Annotated in this window: 15 protein-coding genes, 1 tRNA gene and 1 pseudogene; 8 read left to right on the top strand and 9 right to left on the bottom strand. The window is 65.5% G+C overall.

Annotation, left to right across the window (positions count from 1 at the left end; translation table 11 throughout):
• The first annotated feature begins 192 nt into the window (after positions 1-192).
• Positions 193-1425, top strand: a complete 1233-nt coding sequence (locus B4M43_RS07270; protein ID WP_296265603.1) for a TIGR03862 family flavoprotein — start codon at positions 193-195, stop codon at positions 1423-1425.
• A 64-nt stretch (positions 1426-1489) separates the two neighbouring features.
• Positions 1490-1615: pseudogene (locus B4M43_RS07265) on the top strand (sigma factor); the annotation flags it as partial.
• 117 nt (positions 1616-1732) lie between these two features.
• Here B4M43_RS07265 and B4M43_RS07260 read toward each other — a convergent pair.
• The 3 genes from B4M43_RS07260 to B4M43_RS07250 all read right to left on the bottom strand — a co-directional run bounded on the left by B4M43_RS07260 (position 1733) and on the right by B4M43_RS07250 (position 4553).
• On the bottom strand, positions 1733-2890 hold the full coding sequence (locus tag B4M43_RS07260; protein ID WP_296265601.1) for an MFS transporter: 1158 nt from the start codon (positions 2888-2890) through the stop codon (positions 1733-1735).
• Between the two features lie 122 nt (positions 2891-3012).
• A complete protein-coding gene (locus tag B4M43_RS07255; RefSeq protein ID WP_296265599.1) occupies positions 3013-3141 on the bottom strand; it encodes a hypothetical protein in 129 nt (42 codons plus the stop codon).
• 188 nt (positions 3142-3329) lie between these two features.
• Positions 3330-4553 (bottom strand): MFS transporter, encoded by a 1224-nt coding sequence (locus B4M43_RS07250; RefSeq protein WP_296265597.1) that lies wholly within the window; start codon positions 4551-4553, stop codon positions 3330-3332.
• 190 nt (positions 4554-4743) lie between these two features.
• Here B4M43_RS07250 and B4M43_RS07245 point away from each other — a divergent pair, with 190 nt between their 5' ends.
• The 3 genes from B4M43_RS07245 (at position 4744) to B4M43_RS07235 (ending at position 6641) form a co-directional block, all read left to right on the top strand.
• Entirely contained in the window at positions 4744-5673 is a 930-nt protein-coding gene (locus B4M43_RS07245; RefSeq protein WP_296265595.1) for a FecR family protein, read from the top strand.
• 95 nt (positions 5674-5768) lie between these two features.
• Positions 5769-5845: transfer RNA gene (locus B4M43_RS07240), tRNA-Met, on the top strand.
• A gap of 361 nt (positions 5846-6206) precedes the next feature.
• Positions 6207-6641 carry a DUF2628 domain-containing protein gene (locus tag B4M43_RS07235; protein WP_296265593.1) on the top strand — a complete coding sequence of 145 codons (435 nt, stop codon included), beginning with the start codon at positions 6207-6209 and terminating at the stop codon, positions 6639-6641.
• A gap of 60 nt (positions 6642-6701) precedes the next feature.
• Here the strand turns inward: B4M43_RS07235 and B4M43_RS07230 are convergent, their stop codons facing one another.
• The 4 genes from B4M43_RS07230 to B4M43_RS07215 form a co-directional block, all read right to left on the bottom strand.
• Positions 6702-9287: a bifunctional diguanylate cyclase/phosphodiesterase gene (locus tag B4M43_RS07230; RefSeq protein WP_296265591.1), complete on the bottom strand. Its 2586-nt coding sequence runs from the start codon at positions 9285-9287 to the stop codon at positions 6702-6704.
• 339 nt (positions 9288-9626) lie between these two features.
• The gene (locus B4M43_RS07225; RefSeq protein WP_296265589.1) at positions 9627-10328 is read right to left on the bottom strand and encodes a DUF3053 domain-containing protein; all 702 of its coding nucleotides are present in this window, start codon (positions 10326-10328) and stop codon (positions 9627-9629) included.
• Between the two features lie 126 nt (positions 10329-10454).
• A complete protein-coding gene (gene rimI, locus B4M43_RS07220; protein WP_296265587.1) occupies positions 10455-10910 on the bottom strand; it encodes a ribosomal protein S18-alanine N-acetyltransferase in 456 nt (151 codons plus the stop codon).
• Positions 10907-11701 (bottom strand): energy transducer TonB, encoded by a 795-nt coding sequence (locus B4M43_RS07215; RefSeq protein ID WP_296265586.1) that lies wholly within the window; start codon positions 11699-11701, stop codon positions 10907-10909. The genes rimI and B4M43_RS07215 overlap by 4 nt, the downstream gene beginning before the upstream one ends.
• Before the next feature lie 319 nt (positions 11702-12020).
• Between B4M43_RS07215 and mksB the strand changes: the two genes are divergently transcribed.
• From mksB to mksF, 3 genes are read left to right on the top strand one after another with little or no spacing between them, the layout of a single operon-like run.
• The gene (mksB, locus tag B4M43_RS07210) at positions 12021-13295 is read left to right on the top strand and encodes an Mks condensin complex protein MksB (RefSeq protein WP_296265584.1); all 1275 of its coding nucleotides are present in this window, start codon (positions 12021-12023) and stop codon (positions 13293-13295) included.
• Positions 13285-13956, top strand: a complete 672-nt coding sequence (gene mksE, locus B4M43_RS07205; protein ID WP_296265582.1) for an Mks condensin complex protein MksE — start codon at positions 13285-13287, stop codon at positions 13954-13956. Before mksB ends, mksE begins: the two co-directional genes overlap by 11 nt.
• Positions 13953-16736 (top strand): Mks condensin complex protein MksF, encoded by a 2784-nt coding sequence (mksF, locus tag B4M43_RS07200; RefSeq protein WP_296265580.1) that lies wholly within the window; start codon positions 13953-13955, stop codon positions 16734-16736. Before mksE ends, mksF begins: the two co-directional genes overlap by 4 nt.
• 280 nt (positions 16737-17016) lie before the next feature.
• Here the strand turns inward: mksF and B4M43_RS07195 are convergent, their stop codons facing one another.
• Positions 17017-17475: a CreA family protein gene (locus B4M43_RS07195; protein ID WP_296265747.1), complete on the bottom strand. Its 459-nt coding sequence runs from the start codon at positions 17473-17475 to the stop codon at positions 17017-17019.
• Positions 17476-17497: 22 nt separating this feature from the next.
• Positions 17498-18616, bottom strand: coding sequence for a glutamate 5-kinase (gene proB / locus B4M43_RS07190; RefSeq protein ID WP_296265578.1), 1119 nt, complete (start codon positions 18614-18616; stop codon positions 17498-17500).
• Positions 18617-18776: the final 160 nt, after the last annotated feature.

Here is an 18776-nt window from a genome sequence, read left to right as displayed (position 1 = left end):
CGCAGTCTCAAACTATGGCCGCTTCCCTTTACCCACAATCACTGTGGAACCGACTGTGGATAACCTGCGTGAAAGACTGCACAGCCCTTACGGCTCCTGGCCTACAGCAAGCTGTTCATTTTTCGTACAGTGTCGTCCGCGTACGCGCTGGGGTAGAATGCCGACCCTTTTTTCCACAGCTCGCCACCGACCATGACCGACATTCCCCGCCCTGCCCCTTGCGTTGCCGTCATCGGTGCCGGCCCTGCCGGACTGATGGCCGCCGAAGTCCTGGCTGCGGCGGGGGTAGCGGTCGAGGTGTTCGACGCCATGCCGTCGGTGGGGCGCAAATTCCTGCTGGCCGGTGTGGGCGGGATGAACATCACCCATTCCGAACCCGCGCCCGCCTTCGTGGCGCGTTACGCCGAACGCCAGCACGCCGTGCAGCCGCTGCTGCACGACTTCGACGCCCACGCGTTGCGCGAATGGATCCATGGCCTGGGCATAGACACCTTCGTCGGCACCTCGGGGCGGGTCTTTCCCAGCGACATGAAGGCCGCGCCGCTGTTGCGCGCCTGGCTCAAGCGATTGCGCGAGGCCGGTGTGGTTATCCACACCCGCCACCGGTGGCAGGGTTGGAACGCCGATGGCAGCTTGCGCATCGTCGATGCCGAGGGCGAGCGGGCCGTGCGCCCCGACGCCGTGGTGCTGGCCCTGGGTGGCGCCAGTTGGGCACGCCTGGGGTCCGATGGCGCCTGGGTGCCGTGGCTGCGAGCGCGGGGTGTGGATATCTCACCGCTGCGGCCGAGCAACTGCGGTTTCGAGGTGGCGGGTTGGAGCGAGCTGCTGCGCGACAGATACGCGGGCGCACCGGTGAAGAACATCGCCTTGTCGGTGCCCGGTGCTGCGCCGCGCAAGGGCGAGTTCGTCCTCACCTCCCAGGGTGTGGAAGGCAGCCTGGTGTATGCCTGGTCGGCACCCTTGCGCGCCGCGATCGAGCGCGACGGGCAGGCCACCCTGTTGCTCGACCTACTGCCCGACAAGCCTGTGGGCAAGATCGCCCAGGCCCTGGCGCGCCCACGCGGTTCGCGTTCGATGGCCAAGCACCTTAGTGGGCAATTGGGGCTGGACGGGGTCAAGGCCGGGCTGCTGCGCGAACTGACCGACGCGGCCACCTTCGCCGACCCGGGCCGTCTGGCCGCAGCCATGAAGGCCCTGGAAATCACCCTGGTGCGCACTCGTCCGCTGGATGAGGCGATCAGCAGTGCCGGCGGGGTGCGCTTCGAGGCGTTGAATACCGACCTGATGGTCCAAATGCTGCCCGGCGTGTTCTGCGCCGGCGAGATGCTCGACTGGGAAGCGCCCACCGGTGGCTACCTGTTGACCGCCTGCTTTGCCAGCGGCGTGCGTGCCGGGCGCGGTGCGTTGCGCTGGTTGGGTAGGTAGACACAGGCCATAAAGCCTGTCGGTGCGGCTGCCGCTTTACCCTGCGTGTCGCGACCTGGGCATGAATGCTGCGGACCTCGCCCAAGACACCTTCGTGCGCCTGCTGCGCGCGCGCCAGGCGGCGCCACTCAAGCAACCCCGCGCCTCCCTCAGCAGCATCGCCCGCGGCCTGATGATCGACCAGTTGCGCCCAGGCCAGGCGACAAGGGCTGACCTGCCGTAACAAAATGGAGCCATCGGGGCGGCCCTGCCGCCCATCGCGGCTAATTGGAGCGCCGAACCGGCCGCTCCCACAGGAGCCTGAAGCTTACCTAGCCAACTCGGTATGGCTTGAACCGTGCCGACAGGCACGCCAGGCGAATGCCACGAACAACCCCGCCATCAGCGCCAATGCCATCGGCAACCCATGCGGCGCGGCCGTCATTGCCGCGCCGCTGAGCAATGGCCCGACCAGGCTGCCGATGCCCCACAGCAAGCCCACGCTGGCATTGGCCGTCACCAGGTCGCGGCCGCTGAAGCGTTGGCCGATCAGCACCAGCGCCAGGGTATAGATCCCGCCTGCCACTGCGCCCAACAGCACCAGCATCGGCCACAGCAACCATTGCGCCTGCAACAGCCACGGCAGCGCCAGGCCGATCAGCATCGCCAGCACGCCACAGGCCAGGTGCAGGCCGGTACGCTCGACCCGGTCCGCCAACCAGCCCAACGGCAGCTGGAACAGCATGTCGCCGGCGAACACCACGGTCACCATCAACGCCGCCACGGCTACAGCTACGCCATGGCCGGTGGCATAGATCGGCAGCAGCGACAGCACCACCGCGTCGAAGAACGAGAAGAACAGCACGCCCATGCACAGCGCCGGTGCCACGCGGAAGAACCCGGCCAGGCCGAAGCCTGCGTCGTCTTCGGGGTGCGCCACACGGTCGTTGGGCACGCTGAGCACGATGCACAGCAGTGCCAAGCCGTAGCACCCACTCACCAACCACAACAGCCACGGGCTCTGCGCGCCCAGCAGCGACAGCAGCGCCGGGCCCAGTACCTGGAACCCGGTGAAGCAAGTGGCGTACAGGGCCATGATCTTGCCGCGGTTGTGCTCCGGGCACAGTTCGTTGACCCACGACTCGCCGAGGATGATCGCCACGCCCATGCCCAACCCCAGCATCAGACGCAGCACGGCCAGTTGCCAGAGCGTCGCGAAGCCCCAGTCGAGCAAGGCGATGCTGGCCAGGCACAGGCCGAAACTGAGCAGGTAGATGACCCGTCGGGTCAGGTGCCGGCAGCAGGCATCGACCAGAAAGGCCGAGAGCATCATGCCTGCGGCGGGAATCGCCGAGACGATACCGATTTCCAAGGTGCCGGCACCCGCCGCCTGCAAACGCAGGGACACCAACGGCAAGGTCGCGCCCAGACTGAAGCCCACCACCGACACTGCGAACAGCAACCCCACCAACAAACGCAGGTTCATCACATCGTTCCTCGAAGACACGTTCGGCGGCCCTGCAGACGTAGGCCGCATAGATTCCATCGTCCGACGCTCGAAAGCGCGGATACGGGCACAGCCAACCCCTTACGGCTCGGCAGCGCGAATCAGACGTGGTACGGGTGGGGCGAGAAGGTGAAGGCGAACAGCACGCTGCGCCGGCGCTTGAGCACCGTGTCGCTCGGCCAGGCGCGATACCGGGCCTGAAGGTCAGGCGGGCAGGCTAGCGAAGGCATGGAGAGGCGGCGCATGAGGTGTGCTGTAGGAAGAGGCAGGAGCCGCGACTCTAGGCCAGCCGCCCTGCCCCGTCAATCGGCCGCGAGGGGGTGAGCTGGGCCGGCGAGCGGGGAAGTCGTGCGCGCGGTGGGCGCGGGATGTCGACGTAAACGTCGTCTCGATCCCCGCGCGCCACAGCGCCATCGGCCTACTTGCGTGCGGCCTTCTTCGTGGAAGGCAGCAACACCGTCAACAAGCCGAACAACGGCAGGAACGAGCACAGGTCGTACACATATTCGATGCCGCGCAGGTCGGCCACATAGCCGAGCAGCGCCGCACCGATGCCGCCGAAACCGAACATCAGGCCGAAGAAGATCCCGGCGATCATGCCCACGCTATTGGGCACCAGCTCCTGCGCATAGACCACGATGGCCGAGAAGGCCGAGGCCAGGATGAAGCCGATGATCACGCTGAGCACGGTGGTCCAGAACAGATCGGCATAGGGCAGCGCCAGGGTGAACGGCGCCACGCCCAGGATCGAGAACCAGATCACCGCCTTGCGCCCGATGCGGTCGCCGATGGGGCCGCCGAAGAAGGTGCCCGCCGCCACCGCACCGAGGAACAGGAACAGGTGCAGCTGCGAACTGGCCACCGAGAGGTCGAACTTCTCGATCAGGTAGAACGTGAAGTAGCTGGTGAAGCTGGCCATGTAGAAGTACTTGGAGAACACCAGCAGCCCCAGGATCACCAGCGCGCCGACCACCCGGCCACGGGACAGGCCGTGGGTCACCGCGACGGTCTTGCGGGCCTTGGCCTGGTTCAAGTGGCCTACGTACCAGCCGCGCAGCTTCAGCGTGACGCCGAAGAAGAACAGCGCCGCCAAGCCGAACCAGGCCACGTGGGTCTGCCCGAACGGGATGACGATGGCCGCCGCCAGCAGCGGGCCGAAGGCCGAACCGGTGTTGCCGCCGACCTGGAAGGTCGACTGCGCCAGGCCGAAGCGCCCGCCCGAGGCCAGGCGCGCGATGCGCGAGGTTTCCGGGTGGAAGGTCGAGGAGCCGATGCCGACCAGCGCCGAGGCCAGCAGGATCATGGCGAAGCTGCCGACGAACGCCAGCATGACGATGCCCACCAGCGTGCACAGCGTGCCCAGCGGCAACAGGTTGGGCGTCGGCCGGCGGTCGGTGAAGAAGCCCACCCACGGCTGCAACAGCGAGGCGGTGACCTGGAAAGTCAGGGTGATCAGGCCGATCTGGGTGAAGCTCAGGTCGTAGTTGACCTTGAGCATCGGGTAGATCGCCGGCAGCACCGATTGGATCAGGTCGTTGATCAAATGCGCCAGGGCGCAGAAGCCGATGATCGACATCACCAGGCTGTTGGCGGGGTTTGCCGGGCTGGGGGCGGTAGAGGTCTGCGTACTGCTGCTGGCCATGGCCGGATCGTCCGTGGGCGAAGTGGAGGTCGATTATCCGGAAACAACTCGTTACTTAGCTACCTTTTTTACCACCCATCCGGCCCTTACTTGCAAATGGTTCTCAATATAAATAGCATCGCTGGCACATTGCCCACTGCCGCTTCGGCCCTTCTCACGTTCTTTGCGAGCCGCCCGATCGATGAGCCCGATGCCCGCTTTGCAGGACCTGTCCGATCCCGATCGTGACGCCTTGGAATGGTTCGCCCTGCTGCGACGTCCCGACTGCGACACCTACCTGCGCCAAGCCTTCGCCGCCTGGTGCGCCGACCCAGTCAACGCCCAGGCGTATGCAAGCCTGGAAGCTCGCCTGCATCGGTTGCAGCCGGTGCCAGTGCCGGCGCGTCCACGCCCTCAGGTATCCACGCTGCGCAAGAGCCGCCTCGGCGCCTGCCTGGGCGTGCTGTTCGTGCTGGGTCTGGCCGCCCTCGCCTATCTGTACTGGCCGTGGGCGGAGCGCCTGGCCAGCCAGCTGCACACCGAGGCCGGCGAACGGCGCGTGGTGCGCTTGAGCGAAGGCTCCACGCTGCACCTGGACAGCGCCAGCGCGATGAACCTCGACCTGCGCGGCCGCGTGCGGCATCTGCACCTGGTGCAGGGCCAAGTGCTGCTGGAGGTGAACCTGGACGGCCGCGAGCTGGACGTGCAGGTGGGCAAGGCGCGTATCCAGGTCTTCGGCACGCGCGTACTGGTCGCTCGGCATGCCGACTACGACGAAGTGCAGGTGCTCAACGGCAAGGTGGTGGTGCAGCAGGACGGCGAGCAGCGTCTGGTATCGACCGGCGAGCGCCTGGGCTTCGACGCCCAGGGCCTGCATCGCGCGGAAAGGATCGACGTGCGAACCGCAGACGCCTGGCGCCAGGGCCACCTGATCGCCAAGGACCTGGCGCTGGGTCAGGTGCTGGAACGGTTGGCGAGCTACCGAGGGCAACGGCTGTGGCTGCTGGACGAACAGACGGCCCATCGCCGGGTGAGCGGCGACTTCGATCTGGACCGCCCTGCCGACACCCTCCAGCGCCTGGCCGCCGCTCAACGATTGACGTTCCACGACGTGCTCGGCCAGTGGTTGCTGGTGCGGTGATCGAAGGCATCGGCCTAAGCGTCTGAAAGCGTGCGAATTTTTTTCACATGGAGTGTTGACAGAGGTGCCGGTGAAGAGAATAATGCGCGCCAGTTGGCTACATAGCTCAGTTGGTTAGAGCATAGCATTCATAATGCTGGGGTCCGGGGTTCAAGTCCCTGTGTAGCCACCAAACTCCCGCTAGGCGATGTCTACATCGTCAAGCAACGAAGAAGCCCGCCTTGTGCGGGCTTTTTTCTTTCCGCCGTTTGGTCCGAGCCCACCTTGGCCTAAGCACGCACCGCTCCCTCTTGAGGCTAGCCACCCGGCACACTGCCCGACCCCGATTGCACCGACGACACCCTCCTGCGAAGTGCCAACGGCTTAACAGTTCCAAGCGCTTCGCGCCTGCCGGCCCGAACCCAATGAGCGGCAGCCGATCTACACCGAGGCTTTACACGCCGTCCGGCTCGCTGCCTGTGGTTGCAACGGGCTGCCCGGGGCGTTCAGGACAATGTTCCACCTTCGACGAACCACTAAAAGGAGCTTCACCCATGGCCGACCTCGAACCCGCGCGTTCAACGGACGACAGCCCACTCAGCGAAAAATGGCAGGAGCGCTTCGCCTTCTTCGAGCAATACGGCGGGCCACAGTCGCCGGCCTATCAAGCGGCCTTCAAAGCACTCCCGGCGAAGAAACGCCGCCTGATCTCCATGAACTTCATCGCGTTCTTCTTCGGCATCGTCTACTTCTTCGTGCTGGGCATGTGGCGCAAGAACCTCGGCTTGATCGCGATCAATCTGGCCATCGGTTTTGGCCTGGGCCTGATCGAGATCGCCTTCGACTTCACGTTTCCTCGCGGGATCGAATACGGCATCAACGGCGCCATGGCAGCGATGTATGGCCTGAGCGCCAACTACGGCTATTACCTGACGCGCGTCAAAGGCTCGAAAAGCTGGAACCCGTTCGAGGGGATGCGCTGGTTCTAGGCGCTGCACGGGCGCCCGCACACCCCACGCAGGAGTCTTTCTGCTGCGTGGGCACCGTGCTCAGCTCTTTTCCAACACCCCGGCATCCTGGGTGACCCGCACCAGAGCGTTGAAGCCTTCGGTATCCAGAGGCCGGCTCAGAAAATAGCCCTGGCCCTCGTCGCACATCACCGACTTCAACAGCGCCATGTGCTCTTGGGTTTCGATGCCCTCGGCGGTCACGGTCAGCGACAGCGCGTGCCCCAAACCGACGATCGCCTTGATCACGGACTGGTCTTCCTCGCCCGTTCCCAGCTTCGAGAGGAAACTGCGGTCGATCTTCAACCCGTCGAAGGGGAAGGTGCGCAGATAGCTCAACGACGAATAGCCCGTGCCGAAATCGTCCATCGCAATACGGATGCCCAACGTCTTCAACGTCTGCATGATGTCCAGCGCCAGGCTCGCATCGTCCAGCATGACGTTTTCGGTGATCTCGATCTCCACCCGCCGCGCTTCGATTCCGGCGTGCTGCAAGGCCTGCTGCACACGCTCCACCAGATTGCCCCGCTTGAACTCGCTGGGCGACAGGTTGACGGAGACGAACAGATGCTCGGGCCAGGTGGTGGCGTACTGGAAGGCGGTCTCCATGACCCAGTTGCTCAATGCCAGAATCAAACCCGTCTCTTCCGCGATGGGGATGAAGGTATCGGGTGGAATCAGGCCACGCTCGGGATGCTGCCAGCGCACCAGCGCTTCGGCGCCCACCATTCGGCCATCGGCAATGCGGAAGCGCGGCTGGAAATGCAGGCATAGCTCGCCGTGCTTGATCGCGAAACGCAGATCGTTTTCCAGGCGACGGCGCTCGATGATCTTCGAGTTCATGTCGCTGGCATAGAAGCGCCAAGTGTTGCGCCCGCACGATTTGGCCGCGTACAGCGCGATGTCGGCGTAACGCAACAGTTCGGTGGCCTCGGCAGCGTCGGTGGGGGCCAGGGCGATACCGATGCTCGCGCTGACGAACACTTCCTGCTCGCCGACCTGGACGGGCTGCTCGATCGCCTCGATCAGCTGCTTGCACAGCGCTTCCACTTCGTCCTGGCGTTTCAGGTCGGTCAGGATGAGGACGAACTCGTCGCCACCGATACGCGCCACCAAGTCCCCATGGCGGACACGATTGGCCAAACGGCTGGAGATTTCGCTCAGCACCGTATCGCCGGCGGCATGCCCGAGCAGATCGTTGACCGGTTTGAAGCGGTCCAGGTCCAGGCTGAGCATGACCAAGGGCCGATCGACCGTCGGCCGCTGGGCGAGCTTGGCGTCGAGGAACGCCCTGAGCCGAGTTCTGTTGGGCAGCCCTGTCAAGGCATCGTGCTGGGAAAGGAATTCGATGCGCCGGCGCGACTCGATTTCTTCCGTGACGTCGGTCGCGGTGCCGCGGAAGGCCAGATCGCCCATGGCCCTGGCGGACAGACGGGTGACGCGCTCGCGGCCGTTGGTATCGAGATAGCGGCAATCGACACTGACGTCCGGCCGACGGTTGGGAATGCCCAACCACTGCGTCACCGATCCCAATTCGGTACACAGCAGCCGGTCCATCGGCGCGCCTAGCCAGTCATGCCTGACCAACCCGGTCACGGCTTCGAAGCGCTCGGACAAATAGGTGAAGCGCCCGTCCCGATCGATCTCCCAGACCCAATCGGAACTGGCTTCGACCACATCCCGAAAGCGCGCTTCGCTGATCGCCAGCGCCGCCTGGCTGCGCTGTAAGGATTCATAGCTGGCATCGAGCGCCTGAGCGCTGGCCGTAGTGCGGCGCAAGATCGCCCAGGCCATCAGATAGACCAGAAGCGCGGCCAGACCGATCAAGGGCAAGCCCATACTCAGCAGGCGCTGGCCTGGCTTTTCCGGTTCCCACTGCAAACGCCCCGCCGCACCGTTTTCGCCCAGCGCCAGCACATGCGGGCCATCGGTTTCGGCGGCCGTGGCAATGCGCAGCCCCTCCACGCCGTAGTCCTTGCCGAGTGCTTGCAACCTGCTGTCTTCGAGAATGTCGACAAAAATCAGCACCGAAGCCGGTCCATCGTCGACCGTCACGGTCGGATCGGTGCCCGGCGTAATGGCTGCGGCGCCTACCAAGGCGGGTCGGCCGCCGACATCGACGAACAGCGTGGTCGGCGCCTGTGCGTCGCCCCCGGCTCGCGCCTTGACCAAGATCTGTGGCAGCGATCGCTTGAGCCAGTCGGACGCTGCCACGGCCTGCAACTGCCCCCCGATGACGGAGTAGACGGTTCGATCGGCGGCATCGACTACAAACAGCCCCCCAAAGCCGTAGTCGGCGTACAGCGTCGCCCCGACATTCTGGCGCACGTAGGCCCATTCGGTGTCGATGGTCGTGTGCAGGTGCTTGTAGGCATCGCCCCAGAACGCATAATCCTTGACCGTGGCGCCTATGGACTTTTCGATGGTTCGCACGGCCTTGCGGACATGGAACGCGCTTTCGCCCTCCTCCCGACGATCCAGGTCACTGGCCAAGTACAGGATCAGGTAACCGGCAAGCAGGAACACCCCGGTCAACAGGCCTACGAACTTCAACAGCGAGGCGCGGATGATCGCTACGCCCGAGCGACGGTGCGTGGAAGGGGTCATGGAGAAAAGATCTTCGGGCATGGGCGTACCGCTAATCGACGCGAAAGGGGGTGTCAGGCTATCGGCCGCACGGCGAGGAATTTTAGAGGTCGGAAGGTATTGCGCCAGTATGTCCGGCCGGCCGGGCAAGGCCTAGTGCCGAGTGACACGCTGCCCGGCACCAGCCCTCTCGAAGTATGAACCCATGCCCTTCGCACCTAGCAGAAACAGCGAAGCCCGCATGGCGCGGGCTTCAGTGTCTTGGCTACTGCTCGTGCATCGCATGCCGGCCCCACACCCTTTTATGCAACCGCGCCCCTAAAGCGTCGCCTGCACAGGCCGCGTGGCCGCGATGCCCGACTCGCGCCCGGCGCGACGCACTCAGCGCCCGAACATCACCGACTGCATGCGCGTCTGCGCTTGCTGCACGGCCTTGCCTTGGGCGTTCACCGCTTGCAGCCGGGCGTTCAGCGCTTCCAGGACTTTGGGGTCCTGGACAGTGATCTGCGAGCCGTTGATCTGGATCTGCGCCTTATGGGCTTCGACGTAATCGCCTACGTCCGCGATCGCATTCATGGCCGTGTCGATCTGCGGCAGCACTTCCATGAAGGCAGTGGTGGGTGCGCTGACCGTGCGGTCGTAAGCCTTGTCGTAGACGGCTTTCAGGTCTTCGGGCTGCTTGAGCTTGGCATGCTCGGCGTCGGCATGGGCCTGGTACTGCTTGAGGTGCTCGCCCATGTCGTTCAGCCCGGTCTGGGCGGCCTTGAGGTCGGCACGGTGGTCGATCACATCGTTCAACGAACGCACCGAAATGGTTTTCACCAGGTTGCCCAGCGGCTTGACGCTCTCGTCCATCTTGCCGTTGAAGTCGGTGATCACCGCGTAGTGCGAGGCATAGTCGCCGAACGCCTTGGATTCGTCTTCGCTGGGCTTGGGTACATGGACCCCTGGCTTGTCGAGGATACGGGTCTGCAGGAACTGCTTGAAGGCCGCGCGCTGGTCGGGCTCGCTGTCGCCGCAGGCGGCGAGCACGAGAGGAAGGACGGCGGCCAGGAGCCAATGGGGACGGAACGAGACGTGCATGTCGGTGGATCTCCAGACTGTAAGGGGATATGTCACCGGCATTAGTCCAACGAAACGCGGGTAAGTTTTACCCTCCTCCCCACGCTGTGTCTTACCGCACAGAACGTAAGAGCGCCTCCGGCTCGGTCAGTCTTCGAACAACGTACAGGCCATCACCAACGCATCCTCCCGCCCCCCGGCCAAGGGGTAGTAATCGCGGCGCCGCCCGATCTCGTTGAAACCGAAGCGCTCGTACAGCCGGTACGCCGACTGGTTGCTCGCACGCACCTCCAGGAAGCACTCGCGGCCGTTGAGCTGCCAGGCGCGGGCCATGAGGTGTTCGAGCAGGCGCAGGCCCAGCCCGCGGCCCTGGTTTTCCGGCTTCACGGTGATGTTGAGCAGGTGCGCTTCGTCGATGATGACGTTGATCACGCCATGCCCCACCTGCTGCTGGCCGTCGAACATCAACCAGACTTCGTAGGACTTGAGCGCATCCTGGTAGATGCCGCGGGTCCAGGGGTGGCTGAAGGCGGCGTATTCGATCTTGAGCACGGCATCGAGGTCCGCCTCGGTCATGGGGCGGAAGGTGATCGAGTCACTCATGCAACGGGTTTCCAGCGCGCCATCAGCTGGCGCATGGCTTTCCAGACATCGGCCTTGCGCTGCGGCTCGTCCATCAGGAGTTCGAGGCCCGGCAGCGCCCAGGCGGTGCCCAGGCCTTCGACCTCGAGCGTTTGGTAGTAGGCCGATTCTTCGGCGGCGCCGGCAAAGCGCATGGCCGGCAGGCCGACCAGCCACAGGCAGGCGCAGGGGGCGTCCTCCAGCCGGGCCTGGACGAACGCCTGGACGAATTCGCGCGCCGCGTCCGGGCCCTGGTCGAGGTTGCCGCGCATCAGCATCGGCCAGCGCACCGGCTCGCCGACGATCTGCGGAGCGTCCGGCAGGCCGGCGGCGCGCAACATGTCCTTGAGCAGCAGGTACGACGGGTCGCGGCTTTGGAACGGCTGCCCGGTGGCCAGTTCGACCAGCAGCGCGCAGTGGCCGGCGCGCAGCAATTGCAGGGCGAAGCGCGGCGGGGCGACGCGTGCGGGCTTGGCCGCCGGTGCCTTGCGCTCGGCCTCGGCTGCCTTGACGACAGGCTTGGCCGTACTGGCCGGGCGCGGCACCTCGATCTTCGGCCGCTCGGCGGGGCGCGGCGTTGGCCGCACTGCGGGCGTGGCGGCTGGAGCGGCGGATGCCACGGGCGCAGAGTCGAGCAGCGGCTCGTCGGGCAGCGCCACCGGCAGCAGCAGTTCGGGCCGCGAAGGCGCGGCGAACGGCAGCTCGGCGCGCGGCAGCCAGTGCACCACTTGCATGGCGGAAAGGTAGGCGCGGCGGCGGGGCTCGGTCAGCACGGCAAGGTCGTCCGGGGAAAACAGGTCGGCATTCTACCGTTGTTGTACGGGTTTTACCGCAACGCCCGGACGGAAAATGTGGCCTGCGCCTGCTCGCTTCGCTGCGCCGGCAAAGCGACGCCCGATTGTCGAAAGCCCAGGAAAGCCTTATCTGGCTCTTCTTTGCCAGCCCCATTGCCTGTCCGCCTCTGCGCCAGCCTTGTCGGCGCGCACTCGGCAGCCCCGCGCAAGCACAGGCGCCCTATGCCCAAGGGGTGAAACCCGGCCCCCCGTATGCAGTACAATCGCCGCCTTTCACCGGGCAACGAGTCGACCCACCATGATCGAACCCAAGCGCGTCCTGCGCGCCCTCGCCGAACACTGGGCCTTGCTCGAACCGCTGTGCGAGCGCTTCGACCAGGGCACCTTGAGCCTGGTCGAGCTGCGCCAGCACCTCGCGCGGCATCAGCCCGAGAGCACGCCGCAGGACATCACCCAGCTGCTCGATCAATGGATTCGCCTGGACATCCTGGTGCCGGTGGCCAAGAGCCCCAACCGCTTCGAGCTCAACGCGCAGATCCACGACTTCCTCGCCTACCTGCGCCGCGAACACCGCCTCGGCCTGTGCCTGGAGATCGAGGCCTACCTGCGCCACCTCGAACGCCTGGCCGGGCACATCCAGGACGCGTTCGACAACCGCGACAGCGACGACCTGGCGCGCCAGCTGCGCCTGCTCGACATGCGCGTGCGCGATGTGCTGAAGAAGCTCGACAACGACGAGCAGGCCCTGGTCGCGGTAGCCGAGCGGGCCAAGACCAGCAGCCGGCAGATCCCCCTGCGCCAGCGCTATGCCGAAGTGCTGGCCACCTGGGACGAATACGTCGAGCCGATGATCCAGCTGGTCAACGCCGACGGCGCCTTCGAGCGCGGCGTGCGCCAGGTGGAAAGCGTGCTGCTCACGCTGCTGGGCGAACAGGCGCGGCTGGGCCATCTGGTCGACGACGACATGCTGCTGCGCACCCATGCGCGCATCCTGGAAATGCAGACCAGCGCCCAGCTGACCTTGCGCCATGCCCGCGAACTGCTGCTGCCGCTGCGCGAAGAAGCACGTCGGCACAACGCCGTGACCCGCGGCGCCGCCCTGGCCCTGGCGGTGATCCGGCGCAAGGGCCTCGACGCCCTGCCCCATGCCGCCTTGCCGCTGTTCACCCGGCCGCAAAGCACGTTTCTGGGCAGCGCCAGCCAGGTCGAAGCCTATGTGTACGCCCTGGCCCGCTTCGAACCCAAGCCGACGCGCTTTCCCAAGGCCCACCGCACCGAGCGCGACCCGGCCCAGGCGCCACGCACGGTCAAGGAAATGCTCCAGCGCTGCGAAGCGGCCCTGCCGATGCCCGACCTCATGGTCTGGTTGCTGGAGCAGGAGCCCGAAGGCGCCACCGACGAATTGCTGTACTGGTTCTCGCGCCTGTCGCGGGACAAACGCTTCAGCCGCCAGCGGCTCGAGCGGCGCGACTACGCCACCCGCGAACACCGGGTCAGCCTGCACTCCTGCGCCCTGAGCTCCAGCCGCGACGCCACGCCTGACTCCAATGCGAGCCCCGTCCATGCATCTTGATCTTTCCGAACTGTCCCAGCTGGCACCGATCTTCCGCGAGCTGTTCAAAGGCTTCCACGTCAGCCGCCGCGACCCGGAGCTGTACGCGCAACTGTCGAACTTCCAGGACCAGTACCGCACCCTGTTCAAGGCCCTGGGCTTCGAGCTGGTGTGCGACACCCGCGGCTTCTACTACTTCGTTCCCGAGCAGGCCGCCGCGCACGTCAACAAGACGGCCCAACGTCTGTCGCTGTTCACCTTCATCCTGGTCGAGCACCTCGCCGACCAGGGCCGCGACCCGCTGGCAGTGCTCGACGGCGGCAGCCTGGGCCGCGACGAACTGCCGTCGCTGCTGGACAAGTACCGCGAGCTGTTCCAGCAGGCCGAGGTGCAGAGCGTCGAAGACCTGGAGGAGAAGATCCTGCGGCGCATGACGCAGCTGGGCTTCGCCCATGAGGAAGGCGGCGTGTACCGTTTCCTGCCGCCGATGCACCGCTTCCTCGACGTGTGCCTGTCGGTGCAGCAGGACCGCGACCTGGCCGCCACCCTGCACAGCGCCCTGCCCCTGCCGACCCCGGCCCTGGCCGATGAAAGCGACGACAGCGCAGCACCTGCGGACGAAGACGAAGACGCAGCCCTGGCCCGCGCCATCCGCGAAGAACAGCAGGAGCATGACGCATGAGCCAGGAACGTTACGGTATCCGGCGCTTCGCGCTGCTCAACACGGCCGGCTACAGCCTCGGCCTGTTCCCGCTGGAACACCCGCTGTCGGTGTACGGGGCCAACAACCTGGGCAAGTCGGCGTCGATCAACGCCTTGCAGTTCCCGATCCTGGCGCGCATGTCCGACATGAGCTTCGGCAAGTACAGCCTGGAGCAGTCGCGGCGCTTCTACTTCGCCAGCGACACCAGCTACATCCTCTGCGAGCTCGACCTGCCCCACGGCAAACACGTGGTCGGCGTGGTCGGTCGCGGCCCGGGCGGCGGCTTCGGCCACCAGTTCTTCGCCTACCAGGGCGCGCTGGACCTGGCCCACTACCAGCACGAAGACACCTGCCTGCGCCAGAAGGAGCTGTTCGCCAACCTCGAACGCCATGGCCTCAAAGCCTACGAACTCAAGCCGGACGAGCTGCGCCGCCTGCTGGTCGGCGGGCACACCTCGGTGCCGCTGGACCTGACCCTCATCCCGCTGCGCTCGACCAGCGAGCATAGCCTCAAGACCTTCCGCGCCCTGTTCATCAACCTGCTGCACATGCGCGAGATCACCGCGGCCAAGCTCAAGCAGCTGTTCCTCGATGCCTTCGAACACAGCCTGCGTTCGGGCAGCGTCGACTACATCGCCGCCTGCGAGGAAGCGTTCCGCGACGTGCGCCGCATGGAGCAGGACTACAACGCCCTGGTCACCGCCGGCCCGCTGATCGAAGCCCTGGCCGGCGGCGTGGCCCAGCGCGACGTGCTGCGCGGCAAGTTGCAGAAGATTTCCCCGCTGCTCGACAACCTGCTCGGCACCTGGCAGGACTACGCCCTGGCGCGCCGCGAAGAACTGGTGATCCAGGCCGAGCACTACCGCAGCGAGCAGGACAACCTGCAGAACACCCAGCGCAGCGGCACCCAGGAGCTGATGCGCCTGGAGCGCGAAATTGCCGGTTGCCAGCGCTGGCTGGGCGAGCTGTCGGTGCTCAAGCAGCGCTTCGCCTTGGTCGACGACGTGAAGCAGCTCGAACAGCAACTGCTGGCGGCCAAGGACGCCCATGACGAGCTGGCCGGCGCCCTGGCCCACTCGCGGCAGTTCTCCAGCGAAGACCTCGACGAACGCCTGCGCGATCTGGAGCAGCGCCTGAAAAGCGTGTGTCAGCAGCTCGATCATGCCGACAACAACAGCTATGCACGTCTGCGCGAAGAGTTCTCGCAGCCGGACGTCGACCGCCTGATGCGCCTGTTCAACGGCGCACTGTTCAGCCTGCCATTGGGCGAGCGCGGCATCGCCCTGGATGACGGCGCGCAGTGGGTCAAGACCCTGGAAGCGGTACTCGATCAGTTCAAGGGCGAGCGCTTCGAAGCGCCGGGCCTGTCCATCGACCTGTCGCACATCGACCCGCCCGCGTTGCAGGCACTGGCCGACCGCGCCGCCTTGCGCGACCAGAAGGAGCGCTTGGAAAAGGAGCTCAAACAGCTCAAGACCCAGCGGTCGGTGGCCCACGACCGTAGCGCCAGCAAGGCGCAGAGCGAGGCGCTGTACCAGCAGGTACTGGATGCGCAGAATGCGCTGGAAGCGTTCCGCCGCAGCCAGACGCTGAGCGTCGAGGAAGGGGAAAAGCTCGAGCAGCTGGCGCAACTGGAGGCGGCCCAGGACGAGCTCAAGCGCTCCAGCGATGCGTTCACCGAGCGCGTGCAGCAACTGTCGGCCAAGCTGCAACTGGTCGGCCGGCAACTGGCCGACATGGAGGCCAAACAGCGCACCCTGGACGATGCCCTGCGCCGGCGCCAACTGCTGCCCAGCGACCTGCCGCAGGGCACGCCGTTCATGGAGGTGATCGACGATTCCATGGACAACCTGCTGCCCCTGCTGAGCGACTATCAGGACAGTTGGCAGGCACTGCAACGGGTCGACAACCAGATCGAGATGCTCTACGCCCAGGTGCGCCTCAAAGGCGTGGCCAAGTTCGACAACGAAGAGGATCTCGAACGGCGCCTGCACCTGCTGATCAACGCCTACTCGCACCGCAGCGAAGAAGCCTTGACCCTGGCCAAGGCGCGCCGCGCGGCGGTCACCGACATCGCCCGGACCTTGCGCAACATCCGCAGCGACTACGACAGCCTCGAACACCAGTTGGCGCTGTTCAACCGCGAGATCAACAAGCGTCAGGTCTCCAACCTGGAGAGCTTCCGCGTGGTGCTGGCGCCGAACAAGGAAGCCCTGCGCCACATCGACCAGATCATCCACAGCGCCGGGCAATACGAGGAAGGCGAGACGCTGTCGGTGTTCGACCTCAGCCATAGCGTCGAGCAGGACCAGAAGAACGAGCAGGCCAAGGAGTACCTGGCGCGCCTGGTCGCGGCCAACCATAACCAACTGGGCCTCAAGGAACTGTTCGAACTGGCGTTCGAGATCACCAAGATCAACGGCCAGCCGGTGATACATGCCGACATCGACGGCGCGGCGTCCAACGGCACCACCATGACCATCAAGGCGCTGACCAACATGTACCTGTTGCTGCACCTGATGGACCGCGATCTGGCCAGCCGCATCCGCCTGCCCTACTACCTGGACGAAGCCGCCGACATCGACGAGCGCAACCAGGCGGCGCTGTTGGAAACCAGCCAGCAGTTGGGTTTCGTGCCGATCCTGGCGAGCGTCAAGCCGCAGGTATCGGCGCAGGTGGCGATCGATCTGGAAGGTGGGAGCGGGCCGAACGGGATCTACATTGACGAGTCGGACTGGAAGTACATCAGCCCGTTGTAGTGGGGGCGGCTGGCGCTCACCGCATGGCCATAAGCAGCCGCCAGTCACTACCCCCTGGACAATGATCGCCATTCATTGCCCACTGTAGGAGCGGCGGTTCGGCGCTCCCACACCACCCTCTGTAGGAGCGGCTTCAGCCGCGATGGGCCGCGCAGCGGCCCTAATAGCTGCAACCTCACCTTCGGACACCTGCGCAGCACCCGGCTTCGAGCGGCCGAAGCCGCTCTCACCAACCGCTACCAGCCCGCGATCGGCATAGCCGACATCCAACGGGCTCAGGTCATTGCGCCCAAGGCAGGATCGGAATCGCGGTCACCGCGTTCTGCGGGCTGCCCTCTATCACGCGATCGCTGTAGACCAGGTACACCAGGGTGTTGCGCTTTTTGTCGAAGAAGCGCACTACCTGCATGGTCTTGAACACCAGCGAGGTACGTTCCTTGAACACGCTTTCGCCGTCCTTGAGATCGCCCTTGAAGTTGATCGGCCCTACCTGGCGGCAGGCGATCGAGGCTTCGGCGCGGTCTTCGGCCAGGCCGAGGCCGCCCTTGAGCCCGCCGGTCTTGGCCCGCGACAGGTAGCAGGTCACGCCCTCGACCTTGGGGTCGTCGAAGGCCTCGACCACGATGCGGTCGTTGGGCCCGACGAACTTGAACACCGTCGACACCTGGCCGATCTCTTCGGCGCTGGCGATCGGCGACAGGGCCAGCGATGGCAGGGCCAGCGCGGCAGCGGCAAGCATCTTTCTCAGCACGGTTGTTTCCTCAGACCAGAACCAGATTGTCGCGATGCACCAGCTCAGGCTCGGCGCTGTAACCCAGGATGCCCTGGATCGCGTCCGACGCCTGGCCGATGATTTTCTGCGCTTCCAAAGCGCTGTAGTTGGCCAGGCCCCGGGCGATTTCGACGCCCTGCGCATCGACGCAGACCACCATTTCGCCCCGCCGGAAGTTGCCCTGCACAGTCTTCACACCAACCGGCAGCAGGCTTTTATGCGCATCCTTGAGCGCTTGCACGGCACCGGCATCGAGCACCAGCGTGCCGCGAGTCTGCAAGTGCCCGGCCAGCCACTGCTTGCGCGCGGCGAGCATGCCGCGTTCGGGCGAGAGCAAGGTGCCCAGACGCTCGCCGGCCTTGAGCCGGTCGAGCACGCGCTCGATGCGCCCGCCGATGATCACCGTATGGGCGCCGGAGCGCGCCGCCAGACGCGCTGCGCGCAGTTTGGTCTGCATGCCGCCGCGCCCCAGCGCGCCACCGGTGCTGCCGGCCACGGCGTCGAGGCTGGCATCGTCGGCGCGTGCTTCATGGATCAGCGCGGCGTCGGGGTTGTGGCGCGGATCGGCATCGAACATGCCGTCGCGGTCGGTGAGGATCACCAGCAGGTCGGCTTCGACCAGGTTGGCCACCAGTGCGGCCAGGGTGTCGTTGTCGCCGAAGCGGATTTCGTCGGTGACCACCGTGTCGTTCTCGTTGATCACCGGCACCACGCCCAGCTCCACCAGGGTGCGCAGGGTGCTGCGGGCGTTGAGGTAGCGTTTGCGGTCGGAAAGGTCGTCATGGGTCAGGAGAATCTGCGCGGTGTGCTTGCCGTGCTCGCCGAAGCTCGATTCCCACGCCTGTACCAGGCGCATCTGACCCAGGGCCGCCGCCGCCTGCAGCTCGTTCATCGCGCTCGGCCTAGTGGTCCAGCCCAATTGGCTCATGCCGGCGGCCACGGCGCCGGAAGACACCAGTACCAGCTCCACACCGGCCTCGCGCAAGGCCACCATCTGCTCGACCCACACGGCCATGGCGCCGCGGTCCAGCCCTTTGCCATCGGCCGTCAGCAGCGCGCTACCGATTTTCACCACCCAGCGCCGCGCACCTGTCACCTTGCTTCGCATCGTCTTTCCAACCTATGTCGAATCCGTAGATACCGTTGTCGCAGGCGCTGTATGGAATCGGTCTGCAAGCGGCCGACGAAACGCGGCACCGCCCGGGTCAGGCACTGTGCCCTCTTTCGTCCGTGTGCAAACCCTTTTCATACAGGGCCTGGAAATCAAA

The sequence above is a fragment of the Pseudomonas sp. UBA6562 genome (genome assembly GCF_002434265.1).
Lineage (GTDB): Bacteria > Pseudomonadota > Gammaproteobacteria > Pseudomonadales > Pseudomonadaceae > Aquipseudomonas.
The sequence above is the reverse complement of the archived record's forward strand: the minus strand, read 5'-3'. Positions and strand labels throughout refer to the sequence as shown.